Source organism: Parabacteroides vesiculifaciens (genome assembly GCF_049860805.1).
Taxonomy (GTDB): Bacteria; Bacteroidota; Bacteroidia; order Bacteroidales; family Tannerellaceae; genus Parabacteroides.
Window position 1 is genome coordinate 3204536 of record NZ_CP187555.1, and the last position, 20793, is coordinate 3225328.

Consider the following 20793-nt stretch of genomic DNA (forward strand, 5'->3'; position numbering starts at 1 on the left):
ATAATTTATGATTTATGCGATTTATGATTTATGATTTATGATTTATCATCAACGCATAAATCATAAATCATAAATCATAAATCATCCTACGCTTCCCTCTAAAGAAATGGTCAGCAGCTTCTGTGCCTCAACCGCAAACTCCATAGGGAGCTTGTTCATCACCTCGCGTGCATATCCGTTCACAATCAGGCCGACAGCTTCTTCCACCGAGATGCCGCGCTGCTGGCAGTAGAACAATTGCTCTTCGCTGATCTTGCTTGTTGTCGCTTCATGTTCCACTACCGCCGTTTCGTTCTGGATATCGGCATAGGGGAAAGTATGGGCTCCGCAAGTCGAGCTGAGCAGCAGGCTGTCGCACTGGCTATGGTTACGGGCGCCTTCGGCACGGGGAGAAACCTTCACCAAGCCGCGATAGCTGTTCTGGCTATGTCCGGCAGAGATACCTTTGGAGACGATCGTGCTACGGGTATTCCGTCCGAGGTGGATCATCTTCGTACCGGTATCGGCCTGCTGGTAATTGTTGGTGACGGCCACCGAATAGAACTCGCCAACCGAATTATCGCCGGCCAGGATGCAACTCGGATATTTCCAGGTGATGGCGGAACCGGTCTCCACCTGCGTCCAGGAGATCTTGCTCCCTTCGCCTTTGCACAGTCCGCGTTTGGTCACGAAGTTGTAGATACCTCCCTTTCCTTCCTTATCGCCCGGATACCAGTTCTGGACGGTTGAATATTTTACTTCGGCACGTTCGTGCGCCACGATTTCGACGATAGCGGCGTGAAGCTGGTTCTCGTCGCGCATCGGTGCAGTGCAACCTTCGAGGTAGCTGACGTAAGCTTCATCGTCTGCCACGATCAACGTACGTTCGAACTGTCCGGTATTGGCCGCATTGATACGGAAATAGGTGGAGAGCTCCATCGGGCAACGCACGCCTTTCGGGATATAGACAAACGAACCGTCCGAGAATACCGCCGAGTTCAAAGCCGCAAAGAAGTTATCGCGATAGCTGACCACGCTTCCCAGATATTTCTGTACCAAGTCGGGATGATGCTGGACGGCTTCGCTGAAAGAGCTGAAGATAATACCTTTCTCGGCCAGCGTTTCCTTAAATGTCGTTTTTACGGAGACACTATCCATCACGGCATCGACTGCCATCCCGCTGAGTTGTGCACGTTCGTGCAGGGGAATCCCCAGTTTGTCGAACGTCTTCATCAGCTCCGGATCCACCTCGTCAAGGCTCTTCGGGCCTTCCTTCTTCTTCGGGGCGGCGTAGTAGATGATATCCTGATAGTCGATCGGCGGGATATTCAGGTGAGGCCAAGCAGGCATCTCCAGCGTCTGCCAGTGGCGGAAGGCTTTCAAGCGGAACTCAAGCAGCCATTCCGGTTCGTTCTTCTTGGCAGAAATAATGCGGACGGTCTCTTCATCTAATCCGCGATGAATCACCTCCGTATCAATATCGGTAACGAATCCGTATTTATAGTCACCGGTCGTTACCTCGTTTAGTATGTCGTTTGAATCTTCCATTATACATTATATATATTGTTCTAATTATGAAACTCATTCCTGCTTAAAAAACAAATTTTGGAAGTAAATAGTTGGGATTATCTCTTTGACTGAATTATAAAAACGGGATTCGACCTTTGCCTCACGCGGGATCAGGACCGATCCCCGGTCTATCATCTCCATACTGTTCAGCAGGAGGCTGACAAATGCCATCATAAAACAAAGCCCGACCACACCTCCGGCCAAATGGTTCAACACACTCAACGGCGTCGCTCCCACCACACGCGTCAGAATCTCTCCCGCCAGCAAGATGACACCCACGATCAGCAGGAATCCTGCCACGTAGCTGAGCACCGTCACCCCTTGCTCGGGAAACCAGCCCAATGCCAGTATATATCCGCGCAGCCAGAGTGCCGCTTTCGTGCAAAAGAAAATCCCGACCAAGAGGGCTATAAGCGAAACAACCTGTTTGATGACTCCATCAAACAGGCCTTTCACAAATCCTATTCCTGCCAGACATAGCAATGTAATGTCCAACCAGTTCATGTCTACAACGTCTTCTTGATTTCCGTTTCTTCGTATGCCTCGATGATATCACCTACCTGGATATCATTGTAGTTCACCAAATTCAAACCACAATCCAATCCGGCAACCACTTCTTTCACATCGTCCTTGAAACGTTTCAAAGATTCCAGCTCACCGGAATGAACCACGATACCGTCACGGATCACGCGCACTTTGTTCGAACGTTTGATCTTACCTTCACGAACCATACATCCGGCAATCGTACCCACTTTCGTAATCTTGAATACCTGCAGTACTTCCACGTTGGCCGTGATCTCTTCCTTGATTTCCGGTGAAAGCATACCTTCCATAGCACTCTTCACTTCTTCAATCGCATCGTAGATGATCGAATACAGACGGATTTCGACTCCTTCTTTCTCTGCCAGACGACGTGCAGGCAATGCCGGACGCACCTGGAACCCGATGATGATCGCATCGGAAGCGGCAGCCAGTACGACATCCGATTCGGAGATCTGGCCGACAGCCTTGTGGATCACGTTCACCTGGATTTCCTCCGTAGACAGACGGATCAGAGAGTCTGACAACGCTTCTACCGAACCGTCCACGTCACCCTTCACGATCACGTTCAGTTCCTGGAAGTTGCCGACTGCGATACGGCGGCCGATATCATCCAATGTAAGCATCTTCTGCGTACGCAAGCCCAACTCACGCTGCAGCTGTTCACGACGATTGGCGATTTCGCGGGCTTCCTGATCTGTCTCCAGTACGTTAAACGTATCGCCGGCCTGCGGAGCACCGTTCAGACCGAGGATCAGCGCCGGTTCGGAAGGACCAGCCTTTTCGATACGCTGGTTACGTTCGTTGAACATCGCTTTTACACGACCGAAATGAGTTCCGGCCAATACGATATCGCCGACCTTCAGCGTTCCGTTTTCAACCAGCACGGTAGAAACATATCCACGTCCTTTGTCGAGCGAAGACTCGATGATGGAACCAACAGCACGTCTCTTCGGGTTAGCCTTCAGGTCGAGCAAGTCTGCTTCGAGCAATACTTTTTCCAACAGGTCCTCTACCCCCATGCCCTTCTTGGCTGAGATTTCCTGGCTCTGGTATTTACCGCCCCAGTCTTCAACCAAATAATTCATGTTAGCCAGTTCTTCCTTAATCTTGTCGGGGTTGGCATGCGGCTTATCGATCTTGTTGATGGCAAATACGATAGGTACGCCGGCAGCCGAAGCATGGTTAATCGCTTCGACAGTCTGCGGCATGACATTATCGTCGGCAGCCACAATGATAATCGCGATATCCGTCACCTTGGCACCACGGGCACGCATAGCGGTAAAGGCCTCGTGACCCGGCGTATCTAAGAACGTGATACGGCGTCCGCTCTGCAACTTCACGTTGTAAGCACCGATGTGCTGCGTGATACCGCCCGCCTCACCGGCAATTACGTTTGCATTACGGATATTATCCAGCAAAGAAGTTTTACCGTGGTCAACGTGCCCCATCACCGTTACGATAGGCGGACGTGCTACCCAGTCTTCTTCGTTGTCATCTTCCTCGTCGGCCTTGATGGCTTCCACCACTTCGGCACTTACATATTCAGTCTTGAAGCCGAATTCTTCGGCTACTATATTAATTGTTTCCGCATCTAAGCGCTGGTTGATGGAAACCATGATACCGATACTCATACAAGTCGCGATAACCTTGGTAACCGGAACATCCATCATGTTGGCGAGGTCGTTGGCGGTAACGAATTCCGTCAGCTTCAATACCTTGCTTTCCATTTCTTCCTGCTCCATCAGTTCGTGTTCACGCTTCTGGAAGGCATCACGTTTGTCACGACGGTACTTGGCGCCTTTATTGTTCTTATTCCCCTTGTTGGTCAGGCGTGCCAAGGTTTCTTTTACCTGCTTCTGTACATCTTCCTCGCTGATCTCCGCCTTCACCGGCTTACGCAGGCGCGGCTTGCGATCGTCGTTCGGACGTGACGGGCGTGCGTTGGTTCCCGGCGTATTGTTTACGTCTACGCGGTCTTTCTTGATACGGTTGCGTTTCTTCTTTGCATCCGCAGCACCGCCTTCTCCCGGTTTGACGGGAGCACCGGGTCTTGCTGCCGCATCTTTCGGTCCTTTGTTGAAAGGTCCGTTACCCGACTGTTGCCCCGACTTGTTACCGGCGAACTTCTCGCGCTTGTCTTCGCGCTCTTTCTTCCGTTCTTCCTTGGTCTTTTTCTTCGGACGGGTAGACTGATTCAACGCGTTCAGGTCTATCTTCCCTGTTACCTTGATTTTCGACTCGAACTTCGGAGTATTCAACCGGAATAATTCTTCATCAGAACCGTTGCCGGCAGGTGCCGCGGGTTCTTCGGATTTCGCGGTCGTTGACTCTACATTTGCAGCTTTCGGCTCCTGTACAGGCTCCGGTTTAATCACTTCTGCTGGTTCCTTTTCCACTACTATAACTTTTTCTTCTTTTATCTCCTCAGGCTGCTGTTTTACTTCCGGGGCTTTCACCTCCGGCATTTTCACCTCCGGCGCTTTTACTTCAGGGGCTTTTGCTTCGGGAGCTTTTGCTTCGGAAGCTTTCACCTCTTGAACCGGGGTTTCAGCAGTTTTTGCTGCAGGCGCCTCGACAGGCTTCTCTACATTCTTTTCCACAGGAGCGGAAACAGGCTGATGCTGTACCTCCTGTGCTTTTTTATGCGGTCTGTCCAGATCGATCCGGCCCTTCGTCACAATTTTGGGCTTGAATTCTTCCGGTATCACAGTCTTTATTTCCGAACTCTTTTCTTCTTTCACAGAAGAAGCCTCCCTGTGAGGACGTTCGGGTACAGCCCGTTCACGCTCACGTCCGCCGTTCGGTAAATCTTTTCCAAACTCTTTTACGAGCAAAGCATACTGTTCATCACCGATTCGCGTGTTGGGATTGTTATCCTCAACCTCGAACCCTTTCTTGCGTAGAAACTCAACAACTGTGTTGATCCCTACATTTAATTTCCTTTGTACTTGTATTAATTTTATGGGCATATCAAACTTTGTCGTAATACTTATTCCTGGGTTTCATCCTGTTCTTCTTCAAATTCGGCAGATAAGATAGCAAGTACCTCGTCAACTGTCTGTTCTTCGAGGTCGGCACGTTCTATAATCTCTTCACGGTTCATAGCCAATACGCTCTTCGCCGTGTAGCACCCGATATTTTTCAGTGCTTCGATTACCCAGCTGTCGATTTCATCCGAGAATTCATCCAAATAGATGTCCTCTTCATCTGCACCTTCCACATCGCGGAAGACGTCGATAGCATACTCGGTCAGCATACAGGCGAGCTTGATATTCAAACCACCCTTACCGATAGCCAATGAAACTTCTTCAGGACGAAGATAAACCTCTGCCTTACGTTCTTCTTCGTTCACTCGTATAGAGGAAATTTTTGCCGGGCTTAATGCACGCTGGATAAACAGCGATACATTGGATGTATAATTAATAACATCGATATTCTCGTTTCTCAGCTCGCGAACGATACCGTGAATACGTGAACCTTTCATTCCGACGCAGGCGCCAACCGGGTCGATGCGGTCATCGTACGACTCAACGGCCACTTTTGCTCTCTCTCCCGGAATACGGGCAATCGCCTTGATGGTGATCAGGCCATCGTTGATTTCCGGCACTTCAAGTTCGAACAAACGCTGCAGGAATAATTTGTCCGTACGGGAAAGGATGATCTTCGGATTGTTGTTGTAGTTATCCACCCGCTGTACGATAGCACGTACGGTTTCACCTTTGCGGTAAAAGTCTGTCGGGATCTGTTCTGTTTTCGGGAGCAGCAACTCATTCCCCTCATCGTCCAACAACAGGATCTCTTTCTTCCATACCTGATAAACATCGGCTGCGATGATGTTGCCGATTTTATCCTTATATTTAGCAAACAAGCTGTCTTTCTGTAATTCAAGTATCTTTGAAGCCAGCGTCTGGCGCAGGTTCAGGATGGCGCGACGTCCGAAATCGGCAAAATGCACTTCGTCGGTCACCTCTTCGCCCACTTCACAGTCGGCATCGATCTTGCGGGCCTCAGTCAGTGTCAGCTGAAGATTCTCATCTTCCAGTTCTTCATCGGCGACAACCGTACGGTTTCTCCAGATTTCGAAGTCACCTTTTTCCGGATTGATAATTACGTCGTAATTTTCATCCGTACCGAACATTTTAGCGATCACGTTGCGGAATGAGTCTTCCAACACGCTGATCATCGTATCTTTATCTATATTTTTCAACTCCTTGAACTCAGCAAGTGTGTCAATCATACTGATTGTTTCCTCTTTCTTGGCCATAATCTTTTTACTTGAATCTTATTAGGTATTTTGTATATTTTATTTCATCGAATGTATATGACTGGTCTTCCTGGACAGTCATTTTACGCTTGGCTCCTTCGGGTTTCACTTGTTTTTCAACAGTGACTACCACTCCGTTTTCGTCGGCCGACTTCAATACGCCGGTCAGCTTCGTGCCGTTTTTAAGCAGCATTTCCACTTCATTGCCTATATTTTTCACATACTGGCGAAGCACTTTAAACGGAGATGTTATGCCTGCGGAGCCGACTTCCAGCTCGAAGTCTTCCACATCCCGGTCCAGGTGACCTTCCACATAGCGGCTCAATTCCGCGCAGTCGTCGATACAAACACCCTCATCATTATCTATTTCTATGATAATCAGGTTACCTGGTTTAATCACTACGTCTACTAAATAATTGTCGGAAGAAGCTAATTTTTCTTCTACCAACTGACTTATCACGTCCTTTTCAATCATATACATACAGTTAAGAACAAAAGAAGGGGACTGCCCGCCCCCTCCTCATCTTCGCTTAATCGCCCGCAAATATACAAATAATCAGTGAGTTTTCAAATAAATATATATTTTTTCTGCATATTCTGGAGTTTATCGTGTATATATTATGCCTATATCCCCGGTAACGGATTATTATCAAAATGACACCCCTATCCCATCTAATTCAAATTAATAGGGCATCTTTTGAAAATTACCCGCAAGGGTAATATTTTTTAACATTCTATTTGATAGCAAATATCCTCTTGGGCTATCGAAATGATAATACGAAAGGAAGAAAATATCGAAAAAAGGTCTTCTTTTGGTGTAGCCATCCTAAAGTATTTGATCATTACCCGTTTTTTTCGTTCCTTTGCCTACGAATATAAGGGGTGCTTGCCGGAATGACGCCCAGAAACAGGAAGGCAGGCTGAGATCATACCCATTGAACCTGGACGGGTAATGCCGGCGAAGGGAAAAAGTGTATCTTCAGTAAAAACAGCCCACCTCTGCTATTCCTTCTAAAATTCAGGTTATCAAAAAGAAAAAGGATGAAAAGAGTTTTTATCATTGCCTCATCATTATTAGTGACATTGTCGGCGCAAGGCAAGACAACCATGCCTGCCGATTCACTGAGAATCACAAAAGACATCTCATTGGACGAAGTAGTCGTCACCGCAACCAAAGTAGCCAAAGGGACACCGGTTGCCTACAGCGAACTAACAAAAGACGAACTGAGCCGCCGGAACGACGGGCAGGGAATCCCCTTCCTGATCCTCCAATCGCCATCCGTGATCATGACATCGGATGCGGGAACAGGCATCGGCTATTCCGGCTTCCGCATCCGGGGGACGGATGCCAACCGTATCAACATCACCGTCAACGGCGTACCGGTCAACGACTCCGAGTCGCACACGGTCTTTTGGGTGAATATGCCGGACTTCGCTTCTTCGGTCGATAATATCCAGATACAGCGTGGAGCCGGGACCTCGACCAACGGGGCAGCCGCTTTCGGGGCCACCGTCGCCATGCAGACGCAGAAATCGGAATTGAAACCTTATGCCGAATATTCAGTCTCGGCCGGCTCATACGGGACAGTCAAAAACATGGTCAAGCTCGGAACCGGGCTGCTACAGGACCATTTCGTCTTCGATGCCCGTTATTCCAATATCCAAAGCGACGGATACATCGACCGGGCCGATGCCAACATGCACTCCTACTTTGCCTCGGCGGCTTACTACGGAGATAACACGCTGATCCGCTTCCAGACATTCGGCAGCATCGAAAAGACCTACCAGGCATGGACCGGCGTCCCCTCCTATATGCTGGACTCGAACCGCACCTACAATCCTTGCGGGGAATATGAGGAAGACGGGATCACCCGATATTACAAGAACCAGACGGACAACTACCAGCAGCAGAACTACCATCTTACTGCCAGCCAACGCCTTAGCGACCTTTGGAATATGAACCTGACGCTCCATTACACACATGGGGCCGGCTACTACGAAGATTATAAAAGCGGAGCCAAATTCAAAAGCTACAAACTGGCTCCTTATATCGACAGCGAGGGAGACACCATTGCCAAGACAGACCTCGTCCGCCGCAAGTGGCTGGAAAACGATTTCTACGGAGCCATCTACAGCGCCAACTACCGGGGAGAGCGTTTGCAATTCTCCGCCGGAGCCGCCATCAACCGCTACGATGGCGACCACTTCGGACGCGTCATGTGGGCGAAGCAGTCGAACAGCCTTCCCGAACCGGACTACGAATATTACCGTAACACGGGCGACAAGCTGGACTATAATATGTACGCCAAGGCCAACTACCAGTTCCACCCCTATCTGAACGGCTATTTGGACATGCAGTACCGGGGCATCCACTACACCATCGAAGGTAGCGACGACAAAGCCGGCGACCACGTGGATGTCGACAAGCACTGGAACTTCTTCAACCCCAAAGCGGGCATTAATTTCCAGAAAGGCGGCCACAACGCTTTCGTCTCCTTCTCGGTAGCCAACCGCGAGCCGAACCGCGACAACTTCACCGAAGCCGGCCAAGACGAACGCCCGCAACATGAGACACTCTACGATTATGAAGCCGGCTACGGTTTCGGCAACTCGCGCTTCCACATCGGCGCCAACCTTTACTTCATGGATTACAGCAACCAGCTGATCCTGACCGGGAAAATCAGCGAAATCGGCGAAGCCCTCACTTCCAATATCAAAGACAGCTACCGGATGGGAATAGAACTCACGGGAGGCGTGGAAATCGCCCGTTGGTTAGACTGGAGCGCAAACCTGACACTAAGCCGGAACAAGATCAAGAACTTCACCGAAAGCATCGAGGTCTACGATGCCGGCTGGAACTACCTGCGCGAGGATCGCAACAACTTAGGAACGACCAATATCGCCTTTTCGCCGGACATCATCGCCAACAGTATGTTCAACTTCAGCTGGAAACAATTCAGTGCGAGCTTCAATTCCCAGTTTGTCGGCCGCCAGTATATCGACAACACCTCTTGCAAAGAGCGTTCCATCGATCCCTATTTCGTCAGCAATCTGCGTGTCGGATATGTTTTCAAACCGAAGTTCATGAAAGAAATAGCCCTCGATGTCACAGTAAACAACCTGTTCAACGAACAATATGAAACGAATGCCTGGGTCTACTCGGCAATCGTCGGCGGCGAACGCTATAAAGAAGACGGCTATTTCACCCAAGCAGGCACAAACGCGATGGCGCGAGTCACATTCAGGTTTTAAAGCAAATTATCATATGCAACTATTGGAATATTTCGGAGTATTGACCGGGCTGCTTTATCTGTTTTTGGAGATCAGGCAGCACCGGGCCATGTGGGTGGTAGGTTTCCTCACCTCCCTTGTCTATGTCTTTGTCTTTTTCTTTTCAAAGATATATGCGGATATGGGATTGAATATATATTATGTAGCGATCAGCATATACGGTTTCTGGCAATGGACACGCAAGAGCGGGACCGGAACGTCCGGAACCGGTGAAGCCGCCGCCTCCCAAGAAGCAATCCTCTACCGCAATATGACGCCCCGCCTTTTTGCCGGGATCAGCTTCGCCATCCTCGCCCTGTTTGCGTTGCTCTATTACGTTTTGCATCATTTCACCGATTCGCCGATACCGGTCGGCGATGCTTTTACCACCGCCGTCGGGATCGTCGCCACCTGGATGCTGGCCCGCCGGATCATCGAACACTGGATATTCTGGATCATCGTCAACTGCGTGTCCGTCTATCTTTATTACCTGCGTGGGCTCTATCCCACAATGTTTCTCTATATTTGCTACGCCGTACTGGCGGCAATCGGATTATACACTTGGAAAAAGAAAGGAATAAGAAAAAATGATAGCACCTTATAATTGCGTAGTCGTGGCAAACGGCAGTTTTCCTCAAACAGCTTTGCCGCTTCGTCTCCTTCACGAAGCCTCTGTCGTCATCGCCTGTGACGGGGCCGTCGAGGCATTAGACAAAGCAGGCATCCCCCCGGCAGCCATTGTCGGCGACTTAGACAGCATCCCGCCCCGTTTCCGCGAACGCTATGCCGACCGCATCCATATCGTAGAGGACCAGGAAATAAACGACCTGACGAAATCCGTCCGTTTCGCCCACCGGTCCGGACAGCAGGAAGTCCTGATCTTAGGGGCTACCGGGCTGCGCGAAGACCATACGTTGGGCAATATCTCCCTGCTGATGGACTATGCCCCACTGTTCCACCGGATAGAGATGCTTTCGGATTATGGCATTTTCACCCCCATCAGCCAGACAACGACGTTGGAAAGCGAGCCCGGAACCCAAGTGTCCCTTTTCTCCCTTGCCCCTTCCGCCACGATTTCCACTACCGGACTGCGCTGGCCCATCCGCAACCGACGGCTGACAGCCTGGTGGCAAGGCACATTAAACGAAGCGACAGGTAATAACTTCACCATCACCCTCTCACCGGAGGCCCGCGTCATAGTCTACCGTACTTTCTAAATAAAAAGTCCCGAAGGGGATCTTACAATCAGCCTTCGGGACAAAATACACCCTCAATTTTACAACTTAATATTTATTCAAGCCTCACGGCTGTTTAATAAAAATGCAATTCTACGCCTGTCACGCAGGCAACTTATTCAATTGAGAAGCCTTCCACTCGGGAAAACCATCAATGTTGTCATAAATGTGGAACTGTAACTTGTCATCCGCCACCTTTTTCAACTCCGTTTTAGGAGCCAGTGGCAAACACATGTCATCCACTGCAAACAATGCTTTTAACAAAACCACATCATATCCTTCACGGATCACTTCTTTCTGCAGTACTACCGGCACATTCAACCTGGCCAGATAATAAGCAGATCGTTCATACGCGCACCATGAATTGCCTTCAAGATATAAGTAGACACCATTCTGGTTGTCTATCTCATTGATCAAGACTTTCTCGACATCAGCTATGCGTTCCATAATTTTTTTAATTTTAAATCCTCAATCTTTTATATGCAAACTCTATACTGCAAAGATATGGGCTATTCCTGCAATCGTTGTACTGCAAAAGTCTCAATCATACTACTCAAAGCTATCAAAAAGCTGATTATCGGCCTCTTTCTTTCGCAACTCGTCCAAATTGGCCGCAGCCCCCTTCACACCGGCAGCTTTTGCCTGTTCCAACAGCTTTCCTGCCTCGTCCAGATTCCCTTCCAACAGGTTCAGGACACCCCGTGCATGGATGGCTTCGGGGCTATTGCCAGCCTTAGCCAGATAAGTCCGGGCGGCATCCAGATCGTTCTTCGACAATGCGATATTGGCGGCGTTCAGGTTAGCGACAGGATCATCGCCATACATACGGACCGCAATCTCAAACACTTCATTATATTCTTTGCTTCCGATCTCGTAGCTGTTGGCCACCGCAAACATTTCGCTCAAACTCAACTGCTGCGGACGTGTCTTGATAATCTCGCGGCCTTCTTCGACCGTAAAGAAACGCACCTGGTAAGCGACACGGTAGTCGGAACGACGCAACGAAGGATAGATATTCTTCAATACATACCGGTAAGGAGCGCCACCATCCAAAGCTGCCAGCTTGGCATCCTTCTTATCCGGGTCGTCATTGCTGTTGATGATAGCCAGCACAGCCTCACGTGAAGGGACACTCCGGTCGGCCTCCACTTTCGCTTTCAGGCCTTCCCAATCTTCTGAACCGTTTTCCAACGTGAAAAGCTCCGGCTTGAAGTCATGTTTCTTCCGTATATATTCGGAAAGCGCTTTCACACGATTGCCGGCCAGGACCGTATTGGACTTATAGCTGCCTTCGGGCGATGCAAAACCTTTCAGGATAATACCTTCCAGCGTGATGTTCTTATCGTTTACAACCGTACTGATCGTATTGTCGATCTTTGCCAGTTCCACCGCATTATTACGGAAATCCGGAAGGATCGCATATTTACCCACCTGGAAGTCCAGATAAGCCGTTCCTACCTCGGCACGATGTTTGACCGTTTCGGCCTCCGGAGAAATATAAGCCAGAGTAGGCTGCACTTCATACCGCTTGTCCGGACGAGTCACAACCTTGTCGGCGATCAGCAGCGGTGCGCCCTGTGCTTCCTTGCCGCATCCGCACATATTCGGGACCAGCACGAAGCGCGCATCCTTCATCCACGCTTCAAAAGGGACAGTCATTTTATAGTTGATCACACTATTGCCCTTTCCGGCCTGCACCACGAGAAAACGGGGTTCATCCTGCAAATTGTTCAACGCGATCTCGCGGTCATAGACTTTCTGGCTGATCCGTCCGTTCAACAAGATGGAAGGCAGCCCTTCTTTCTGCGAAGCCGATTCCAGGACCGGTGTCAGGGAGAGATTCTCACGCGATTTGATCTGGCTGCCGTCGACCGTGATCACGGCGTCGATAACCAGTTCATTTCCTTTTTGTCTCAGTTCGTTACTAACCACTTTTACCGGGGCCTGAGCCAGGATAGCCGGCGAAACGACAGCCAGCAAAGCTGCTGCCATCATATATATTTTCATTGTCTTCTTCATAGCTCCGATTATTTAATAAAGTAAATAATAGAAAGAGCAGCCTTCGTCACCCCGAAATAGTCTTTCGTCTCGCTCTTCTGGACCGTGCCGCATGATGCGCACGGATATTTATCATAGTCCAGATGCGCCCATCCGATACCGATCACTGCCTCCATGCTCCACCGGTTGCTGAGCAGCCATTGGTAGCCATAGGACAAGCCGGCTCCGTAGAGGTTGCCCTGATAACGATAATTCTCCATATTTTTACTCAGGAACTTGATCCCGCCGACATTATAATCGGCATAATGGGCATGCACTCCGAGAAAATGGCCGTTAAACTTCTCACATAGCCAATAACGTGCCTCCGGCTGAACCATCCAATGTTTCCAACGCATATCGTCGCCAAACTTCCACCCGTTGTAGTTACCAGACAAGTCCAGTGTCCACTTCTTGCTCAATCCCATCTCAACCCCTAAGTTGATCGTTGCAGTCGCGTCGTACAGTAAGTTTGACTTTACCGCAAACTTCTGCCCATAGACGTTCGTCATTCCGGCCAGAAGCAAAAAGAGGAAAAGTACTTTTTTCATACACTTCATTTTTAATTATCTTTTGTTTTTCTATCGCATATTAAACAACAAAGGAGATAAAACTGTTTATTCCGATACAAAAATAGAATAAGTCTTTACTACGCGCGATAGGTGCACGTTTCAAGTTTCACGGGCAAAGCTACCAAGAACGAACCGTGTGATATAAATACCGACGAAAAAGGGACAGGACGATAGAAATACCGATTAACACACGGAAATATTATCATATCGATGACTTCATCATACAAGCTTCACCATAAAAAGAATCAAGAAGACAAAAAGCACCCCAAAACTATAAGCAGGATTAAAAACTTTTCCGTATATTCGCAAAAGTTTAAAGTATGATTAAAACGAAAGAGAGGTTTTTATGAGGATTATTAGCAGTCGTGAATTTAATGACAATCAAAAATTGTACTTTGACTTGGCGGATCAAAATGAACAAATTATTGTTCAAAGAGGAAAAGACAAGGCTTATATGCTTATCCCCATTACCGAGTCAGACAGGTTGTCGACAAGCCCTGCCCTGATAAATAAGATCAAAGATGCCGAAAGAGCCATCCGCGAAGGAAAGACGACAAAAATCAATGATATTGACAATATATGGGAAAGTATTACTTCTCCGATTCCCTCTCGAAACGCGCCCATCTGAGTTTTTTGTTGACTACTTCCGAAGCACGGACGTGCATGCCCTTTACGAAAATGGATTCGGCTCGGCAGGTTTCATAAAGCAACGAAATACGGCAGCCTTGCCGGGTGAACCAGACCTCCCCTTTTACACTCCAATCCGGTCTTTATAAGAGTGGTTTACAAAGAAAGAGGCTTCAGCCCAAGGATACACCTAAGACTGAAGCCTCAAAAAATTCTTATCTTGAAGTTACTTGCTTTTCACATCCTTTACACAACGAACATTAAATTTAGTGTTATCTTTATTTGGATACAAACCGATAATATTTTTTCCAGTATTATCATTTAGTTGCTGATAAAACACAGAGCCAAATTGAGCTCTCTCCTTCAATTTCAAAGAAGATCTTGTACGAGACAAAGTTATATCCTTTGTTGCTATGTATGAAACAATCAGCATAAGCTCTCTTTGGTTAGGCATACGCCAAGTACCTTTATCATCATTCGATTCCGAATAATCTTTGCACGGGCTTTTACCTTCATAAACCTCCTTTTGGGTAATTTCACCTGATGTCAATTCTTTTGCGACCTTGAAATATTTATAAGGACGATTAGCCTGATTAAGTTCATCCGTAACAGCAAGCTCTCCTGTATAAAAATCGGTACGAATAGCCTTACTATTCATTTTTGTCAAATCAAAAATCCGCGTATTCGGATCATAAGATATATAATCAAGAGGCTCCTTTGCTTTTTCAGGAGTATCTTTATAATACCCCCCTAAATTACGGACACAACGGTAATCTAAAGGATTATTATCATTATTATTTCCTGTAGCAGCCCCTTCTTCCGCCCAAAACATAACATTATTACTATTCTGGAAATGGTACTTATCACGACCACTCTCTCCAACAATCTTTGTAGGATCACCATTAAACAGGTAAACCTCCGAAGATGAGAATCCATTACGCCCGGTCCACATACCGACCATCTGATTGATTGAAGGCAGATACCATCTAACTTCATCATCAGAAATAAATCCATCTCCATTCAAATCCCGATTCCGTTGTAAACAAGCATACGCTACTTTATTATACGTACTCGTAAGAGTGTTAGTCGAAGATTGAACATAAGTGCTCCAACTATTCCCTGTATACTTCATATAGTCGTACATATTCCAACGGCCATTGGTCAAACTGGCATTTCGAGAATTTATATTCCCTTTATTCAACATCTCACCTTCACGAACAGTTTCCACTCCCCAAGCGGTTGCAGCATTATCCAGATCGTAGAATGTTTTAATAGACTTCTGACTAATCAAGAAATTAGATGTTGTCAAACTGCTTTCCTGATCTTGACTGTATCTCGTATCGCAAAGAATATGCATTTCGCGATTCGGGACATTCACAAACTCCTTCCAGTCTGATGCATGATCTTCATAATAAAACTCATCTATAAATACGGTAAATGCAGCCTTACCTTCAGCATCATAAATCGAAGTTGCACTGGGTTCCTCATTCTTGTGAGCTTGCAACAATTTGATTAAGTCTTTAATATTTATTCGCTTGCCGACATAATCAGTACCAGAGTAATTTCCTGAAGTATTCTTATATTTACTATTTACAAAAGAAGCAAAATTAGTCTCTCCTTTTTTATACTTCCATCCATTATTAGAAGCTGGAACAGCTGGAGTCCATTCACGTTTTTTATAACCATACTTATACTCCCTACTACGCTTACGCCAAGCATAATCACTATTATCTTCATCAAAAGTATCAGTATTTGAACCTGTATAGCATTGAATGTCTTCACGCCACTTCAAAGTCACTTGTTCTGAATATGTATAATATCCACGAGTTCCTTCCGTCCTATCCTCTACCTTTTCATTCTGCACAAACCACACCCACTCATAATCAGTAGCATTATCTCCTATTCCATTCGGATCATACGGAGTCTTAACACGGAAAGAGGCATCATCAGAAACTAATTCTTTTGAAAAAGTTATAGACTTGGTCACATAATGGGCATCGACATAAATATATTCTTTCGATTTTACCACATCCCCTTCTGCACCCGGCTGTCCTTCAGTCGGCTCTTCCTGATCTGAAGTTTCAACCTCCACTTCAATAGCTGTAACGCCCGTTACACGTACATTATATGTATAATCACAAGCTCTTCTACTTCTAAAATTACTTGCATCATCGCTTTCATACCCTAAGTGGATCGTATATTTTACTTCTGCACTCTTTTCAACATCAGTACTTGTAGCATTTTGGTGGAAAGAGCCTGTCATTTCAACATAAGTGGCATATTTTGCAGCATATATATAATCTCCATTCTCCACAATGGTATTACCACTTGCATCCTGCCCTTTATTTTCTTTCTCTTGTTTTTCCCTTAATTGGTACGGAACAACATTTTTATCTCGTGCATCCTTATTGATGTCACCTTGTACATTCTTTCTATTTTCCAACATATAAAAGGTAAAACTCCCCCCCTTTGTCACATCACCATCAATAGCTTTCTCAAAATTAGATAATGGAGAAGTGAAATAATCGTCGGCTGCGTCATAACCAACAGCATCATGATCGGTCCCTCCTTCTACATAGTTTTTTTCTATGACATTAGAAGCAATTGGGACATTAACTACCCTCCATTCTTTTGGAGTAAAAGATATTCCATCCGCAGTAGTTACGACAAATGTAATCTTAGAATCCAAATGTTTTAGTCTGATCTTACCTGAAGATAGAGTCTTATTATTATCTTCGGGGCTAATCGTGACCGTACCATCTACATTATTCCCTGTCTCAAACATACCACTCATTACCAAATTAGATTGTCCGCGCTCAACTGTTTGAGTATTCATGATAGCTGTCAATGCTAAAAACTGATCTAATGATTCGACAGCTTCAAGATTAGCAATTGGCATCAAAGGGTTACCTTTCCCATTCGCAACAGCATAAATACGTTTAATCCCTGAAGTTATAGAAAGTGAAACCGTGCCTGCAGTAGATCCGCCATCAGCCGTTTTGTTGGAAGTTGTTGTATAGGCCTCCGTCATTGTCTCTTTTACCCAAGTATCATTCACTTGTTTAAACACAAAAACCAGCATATTATACACACGATACTCTTCCGTTACATCTATTTCGCTTTTTGTCGCAACCTTATCAGCATCCTGCGTTGCGAAAGAGAGAGAAACCGTCGTCGGTATTCCATCTATCACATCTTTGTCCTTTTTCACTATATCATCGTCCACACAAGCATTCCATGCAAAAAGACAAAATAAAAATCCTATAATATTTATATATCGTTTCATATCCAATGTTTTTATGTATTATTCAAAATCAGGAATTGTTACTGACACCGATTCAAGAGATTTCACTTCCCACTCTATTGTACAATTAAGTTCTACATCTATCGACATATTGCCTGTAACCTCATAATAATGACCATGTACAATACCATTTGTCGAACACTTGTCTTTTTCGTATGCCGGCAATAAAGAGAGCTTATACGTCTTCTTTTCAGAACGGCCGCCATAACTTAAATTTACCGGTACTTCTATAGTAACAGGAGTATTTTTTTCATACGTATAAAAAGACATCTTATTATCAGAGACTGGAACACTTGTCTTGTTTTTCAAATTGGCATCGCCAAATGTATAATTATTAATATCGTATTTGGGCAAAAAGACTTGTGATCGGACGTTAATATCTTTTATCGTATTATTTTCTATTTGTGCATTCCAACCATTTTCAACTGTTACTTTATATGTAACATCTACCCGCGCTGCAACTTGAGTAAGTGGAACTACTATTTCAGACTTAGCTGTAGTTGCTATCTGTGCTGTAACCTCGCCAAACTTAATCAGATTCGATGCAACAAAAGAATTTGCATCGTCATAAGCGACTGATTGGTTTTTGAATTTAGCATAAGTATCTAATTTTTTTAATTCTGTTTCACTCAAAGTAGAATTAGCCACCACCAATATTTTAACATTGCCGGACCTTGTCTCAATATCCGCAACTTTGTAAGCTTCTTTTTGTTCATAGGTAGCATTAGAAGTTCCATTAAATGTGGAATATTTAAATCCAACCATCCTACTATCTCCATCTCCTGCAAATACAGCAACAGCACAAGTCTGGATTTTAATTTCCTCCGCCGTTGCATGTTCATATCCGGTTGGAGCAGCTTTCGTTTCAACTCCTCCGGAAACAAGTGTGATATCAAAAGAGGTATCAGGTTTTCCTATCACATCCGGTCCGTCAATCGCCGATTCCTCTGAACAAGAAACCAGCATCAGACTCATTGCAGATATTAATCCAAATATATTCTTTAGTTTCATAATATAAAAATTTACCCGTTTATACCCTAATTATTTAATCTCACTCATATCTACAGACACCTCATCATGCTCCCAATCCTGAGTATAGCAAATAACATCGGTATCAACGACATGAGTATTAACCGTCATGTTTACATTTACACGATAAAGATAGCCAGAATTTACATAATTATTACTTCCTTCCCCTTCAAATGTTGTATTATCATTTGATTTATTAATGACGTAAGTTTTTGTAACAGTTTCTGCTTGCATACTGCCAACTTCATCAATACGGAAAGTCAATGTCATTTTTACAGGAGAGGATGCATTCGTATTTGCATAAGAATAGATAGAGCTACCTATTGAATTTTCACCTTCCGCTAAAGATCTATTCATTTCAAATGTTTTAGAATCTTTTAGAAGTGCAGATTCATTGAATACATGACTTTTTTTGTTTATATTATCAAAAGACACAGAAGTCAGAGTTACCGTTTTTTTCTTTTGAATACCAGTTGCATATCTGATATTAAATTCAGACAATTGTATTTTTGCGGCTAATTGAGAAACCTTAATGGTTACCGACAATGTGTTTTCTTCGGTCTGAGCTGTAGAAGAAGAGCCGAAGCCTGCAGGGAATTCAATTAATTTTTCTCCTTGTTTGACTAAACACTCTGTACCATTAGGATCAATTACAACTTCTTTATTCAAATCACTACGGGTCGCTGCACCTAAATAAGCAGCAGGATCAGCTACATTAACTATTGCAATAACACTCAAACCGCTTTTTACTTTAGTCAAAAATGTTACGCCATTCACTTTCCCAGTTTCAGCAATATCATTTGATGTTCTTACCGAAAGAACATCATTGCCTTGCATTAATGCCAATACGCAATTGTTCAACTTCAATTCTTTATCGCCCGTAGCATTTACCGTTGCTTTAGTAAGTAAAGCATTTGCATCCAAATTAAAGCTTAATATAGCTTCCCTATTAGTATCTTGATTCTGGATTTCTTTTCCTGCATCATTTAGGATATCATCTTCCATCGAGCAAGCGGCTGCTACAAATAAAAAGCACAATACGGATAATATATTCTTTAGTTTCATAACCCTAATATTTTTTCGTTTAACTTACGTCAGCAAAAGTAGGGGGAATATAAAGAGGGGGCGATAGGCGAAACTTTCAAGATTAATAGGTAAAAATACCAGAGGAAAGATTGAGAGGCGTACCCTTTAAATGCGATAGAAATAACGACAAAACAGGAGGTTCTGATAGAAAAGAGGACTAAACGGGGATATTTTCGAGTTTTAATAGAATTACCGTTATTTATGAAAGGTTTGGCTATGAGAACGGCGTATAAGGAATAAATAGAATTGTGCCAAAAGCATCATACTCACATCGATAAGGCTTTTGACACAACTATATCTATAAATTACAAGGCAACGATCGCTTCGGCATCCAGACCGGTGCAAGCAATGATAGAAGCAAGATCAATCCCACGTTCTCTCATGTTGCGGGCTATTTGGTATATTGCTTCTTCACGACCTTCCTGGCGACCTTCTTCGCGACCTTCTTCGCGACCTTCCTGACGGCCTTTTTCATGGCCTTCCTGGCGGCCTTCTCTGAGGGCGTAGTCCCAGACGTTTTTGTTGTCGCGGTAAACTTTGAGGCACTCTTCATATTCATCTCGCTCTTTTTTGTTGAGGTTGACGATTTTAGCTAATTTTTCAAGCCGCTCAAAGAGGGCTTTCTGGCCTTTGAAAGGCAGAGTTTCTAACTTTTCCATATATTTCAACGTATAAAGCCAATAATCCAATCCGTTTTCACATTCCGCCTCTTCTTTGTCGAAGAAGGGCATTTCCAAAAAGATTTGCCGCATCAGGCCACTTGCCTGGCAGCCGGTTTCGCGGTCGGCCAGCACAATGTCTGTACGCACCTTATCCGTATTGCCGGATTTGAAATTCAAAAAGAAGATGCCGTAAACCGGACAAAGGGAGAAATCCCATTCATCCCCTTTCCGGTCTTGAGCGCAGACCGTACGACAAAGATAATAAAAACCGCGTTCATAGAAGTGATCTTGACGAGCATTTTGTACTTCGACTATAAAAAAGTTGCCTTCTTGGTCACGGCATTTCAAGTCAAACACTGCCGCCCGGCTATCCGGACATTCTGCCGGCATTTCCACATTCAGGTAAGAAAGGTCAGAGATGATATGCTCACCTTCAAAAAGATCATTCAAGAGGTCTATCAGCAAAATCTTGCTTTCTTCCTTACCAAAAAGGATTTTAAAACCTCTGTCAACAAAGGGATTGATAAATATTGCCATAGTTATATGGTTTTAGTGGTTGTCATTCAATAAACGAATGGTACAACAAATATAAACATTGTTTAAATAAAAAGCAAGTGGG

Annotated in this window: 16 protein-coding genes; 4 read left to right on the forward strand and 12 right to left on the reverse strand. The window is 45.3% G+C overall.

The genetic code is table 11. The annotated features are described in order from the left end of the window. Positions 1–81 precede the first annotated feature (81 nt). From sufB to rimP, 5 genes are read right to left on the reverse strand one after another with little or no spacing between them, the layout of a single operon-like run. Positions 82–1527, reverse strand: coding sequence for a Fe-S cluster assembly protein SufB (gene sufB / locus ACPYIV_RS12990; protein ID WP_293732111.1), 1446 nt, complete (start codon positions 1525–1527; stop codon positions 82–84). A gap of 33 nt (positions 1528–1560) precedes the next feature. Beyond that, positions 1561–2052: a CvpA family protein gene (locus ACPYIV_RS12995; protein WP_293739033.1), complete on the reverse strand. Its 492-nt coding sequence runs from the start codon at positions 2050–2052 to the stop codon at positions 1561–1563. 2 nt (positions 2053–2054) lie between these two features. Beyond that, the gene (gene infB / locus ACPYIV_RS13000) at positions 2055–5060 is read right to left on the reverse strand and encodes a translation initiation factor IF-2 (protein WP_293732113.1); all 3006 of its coding nucleotides are present in this window, start codon (positions 5058–5060) and stop codon (positions 2055–2057) included. A gap of 20 nt (positions 5061–5080) precedes the next feature. Further along, positions 5081–6355, reverse strand: coding sequence for a transcription termination factor NusA (gene nusA / locus ACPYIV_RS13005; RefSeq protein WP_293732114.1), 1275 nt, complete (start codon positions 6353–6355; stop codon positions 5081–5083). Between the two features lie 7 nt (positions 6356–6362). Continuing rightward, complete coding sequence (rimP, locus tag ACPYIV_RS13010; protein ID WP_293732115.1) at positions 6363–6830, reverse strand: ribosome assembly cofactor RimP; 468 nt, start codon at positions 6828–6830, stop codon at positions 6363–6365. A gap of 566 nt (positions 6831–7396) precedes the next feature. Between rimP and ACPYIV_RS13015 the strand changes: the two genes are divergently transcribed. The 3 genes from ACPYIV_RS13015 to ACPYIV_RS13025 are packed head-to-tail and all read left to right on the forward strand — an operon-like array spanning position 7397 to position 10842. Continuing rightward, positions 7397–9607: a TonB-dependent receptor gene (locus ACPYIV_RS13015; RefSeq protein ID WP_293732116.1), complete on the forward strand. Its 2211-nt coding sequence runs from the start codon at positions 7397–7399 to the stop codon at positions 9605–9607. Positions 9608–9620: 13 nt separating this feature from the next. After that, positions 9621–10229 (forward strand): nicotinamide riboside transporter PnuC, encoded by a 609-nt coding sequence (gene pnuC, locus ACPYIV_RS13020; protein WP_293732117.1) that lies wholly within the window; start codon positions 9621–9623, stop codon positions 10227–10229. Next, entirely contained in the window at positions 10213–10842 is a 630-nt protein-coding gene (locus ACPYIV_RS13025; RefSeq protein WP_293739037.1) for a thiamine diphosphokinase, read from the forward strand. Before pnuC ends, ACPYIV_RS13025 begins: the two co-directional genes overlap by 17 nt. 120 nt (positions 10843–10962) lie before the next feature. Here the strand turns inward: ACPYIV_RS13025 and ACPYIV_RS13030 are convergent, their stop codons facing one another. The 3 genes from ACPYIV_RS13030 to ACPYIV_RS13040 all read right to left on the reverse strand — a co-directional run bounded on the left by ACPYIV_RS13030 (position 10963) and on the right by ACPYIV_RS13040 (position 13445). Further along, positions 10963–11307, reverse strand: coding sequence for a hypothetical protein (locus ACPYIV_RS13030; protein ID WP_293732119.1), 345 nt, complete (start codon positions 11305–11307; stop codon positions 10963–10965). A gap of 102 nt (positions 11308–11409) precedes the next feature. After that, positions 11410–12879, reverse strand: a complete 1470-nt coding sequence (locus tag ACPYIV_RS13035) for a DUF3868 domain-containing protein (protein WP_293732120.1) — start codon at positions 12877–12879, stop codon at positions 11410–11412. Positions 12880–12887: 8 nt separating this feature from the next. After that, on the reverse strand, positions 12888–13445 hold the full coding sequence (locus tag ACPYIV_RS13040; RefSeq protein ID WP_008154165.1) for a DUF3575 domain-containing protein: 558 nt from the start codon (positions 13443–13445) through the stop codon (positions 12888–12890). A 367-nt stretch (positions 13446–13812) separates the two neighbouring features. On the opposite strand from ACPYIV_RS13040, the gene ACPYIV_RS13045 reads away from it, so the two are divergent. Then, positions 13813–14094 (forward strand): prevent-host-death protein, encoded by a 282-nt coding sequence (locus ACPYIV_RS13045; protein ID WP_425883375.1) that lies wholly within the window; start codon positions 13813–13815, stop codon positions 14092–14094. Between the two features lie 225 nt (positions 14095–14319). Here ACPYIV_RS13045 and ACPYIV_RS13050 read toward each other — a convergent pair whose 3' ends face one another. The 4 genes from ACPYIV_RS13050 to ACPYIV_RS13065 all read right to left on the reverse strand — a co-directional run bounded on the left by ACPYIV_RS13050 (position 14320) and on the right by ACPYIV_RS13065 (position 20711). Continuing rightward, complete coding sequence (locus ACPYIV_RS13050) at positions 14320–17379, reverse strand: fimbrial protein (protein ID WP_425883377.1); 3060 nt, start codon at positions 17377–17379, stop codon at positions 14320–14322. Positions 17380–17397: 18 nt separating this feature from the next. Beyond that, positions 17398–18408 carry a fimbrial protein gene (locus tag ACPYIV_RS13055; RefSeq protein ID WP_425883379.1) on the reverse strand — a complete coding sequence of 337 codons (1011 nt, stop codon included), beginning with the start codon at positions 18406–18408 and terminating at the stop codon, positions 17398–17400. A 30-nt stretch (positions 18409–18438) separates the two neighbouring features. Next, entirely contained in the window at positions 18439–19491 is a 1053-nt protein-coding gene (locus ACPYIV_RS13060; RefSeq protein ID WP_425883381.1) for a hypothetical protein, read from the reverse strand. A gap of 326 nt (positions 19492–19817) precedes the next feature. Continuing rightward, positions 19818–20711 (reverse strand): Rpn family recombination-promoting nuclease/putative transposase, encoded by an 894-nt coding sequence (locus ACPYIV_RS13065; RefSeq protein WP_425883383.1) that lies wholly within the window; start codon positions 20709–20711, stop codon positions 19818–19820. Between the last annotated feature and the right edge of the window lie 82 nt (positions 20712–20793).

Excerpts from the sequence above, each read along its gene's own strand:
- sufB (WP_293732111.1), bottom strand. The coding sequence starts at position 1,527 with ATGGAAGATTCAAACGACATACTAAACGAGGTAACGACCGGTGACTAT.
- ACPYIV_RS12995 (WP_293739033.1), bottom strand. The coding sequence starts at position 2,052 with ATGAACTGGTTGGACATTACATTGCTATGTCTGGCAGGAATAGGATTT.
- infB (WP_293732113.1), bottom strand. The coding sequence starts at position 5,060 with ATGCCCATAAAATTAATACAAGTACAAAGGAAATTAAATGTAGGGATC.
- nusA (WP_293732114.1), bottom strand. The coding sequence starts at position 6,355 with ATGGCCAAGAAAGAGGAAACAATCAGTATGATTGACACACTTGCTGAG.
- rimP (WP_293732115.1), bottom strand. The coding sequence starts at position 6,830 with ATGATTGAAAAGGACGTGATAAGTCAGTTGGTAGAAGAAAAATTAGCT.
- ACPYIV_RS13015 (WP_293732116.1), top strand. The coding sequence starts at position 7,397 with ATGAAAAGAGTTTTTATCATTGCCTCATCATTATTAGTGACATTGTCG.
- pnuC (WP_293732117.1), top strand. The coding sequence starts at position 9,621 with ATGCAACTATTGGAATATTTCGGAGTATTGACCGGGCTGCTTTATCTG.
- ACPYIV_RS13025 (WP_293739037.1), top strand. The coding sequence starts at position 10,213 with ATGATAGCACCTTATAATTGCGTAGTCGTGGCAAACGGCAGTTTTCCT.
- ACPYIV_RS13030 (WP_293732119.1), bottom strand. The coding sequence starts at position 11,307 with ATGGAACGCATAGCTGATGTCGAGAAAGTCTTGATCAATGAGATAGAC.
- ACPYIV_RS13035 (WP_293732120.1), bottom strand. The coding sequence starts at position 12,879 with ATGAAGAAGACAATGAAAATATATATGATGGCAGCAGCTTTGCTGGCT.
- ACPYIV_RS13040 (WP_008154165.1), bottom strand. The coding sequence starts at position 13,445 with ATGAAAAAAGTACTTTTCCTCTTTTTGCTTCTGGCCGGAATGACGAAC.
- ACPYIV_RS13045 (WP_425883375.1), top strand. The coding sequence starts at position 13,813 with ATGAGGATTATTAGCAGTCGTGAATTTAATGACAATCAAAAATTGTAC.
- ACPYIV_RS13050 (WP_425883377.1), bottom strand. The coding sequence starts at position 17,379 with ATGAAACGATATATAAATATTATAGGATTTTTATTTTGTCTTTTTGCA.
- ACPYIV_RS13055 (WP_425883379.1), bottom strand. The coding sequence starts at position 18,408 with ATGAAACTAAAGAATATATTTGGATTAATATCTGCAATGAGTCTGATG.
- ACPYIV_RS13060 (WP_425883381.1), bottom strand. The coding sequence starts at position 19,491 with ATGAAACTAAAGAATATATTATCCGTATTGTGCTTTTTATTTGTAGCA.
- ACPYIV_RS13065 (WP_425883383.1), bottom strand. The coding sequence starts at position 20,711 with ATGGCAATATTTATCAATCCCTTTGTTGACAGAGGTTTTAAAATCCTT.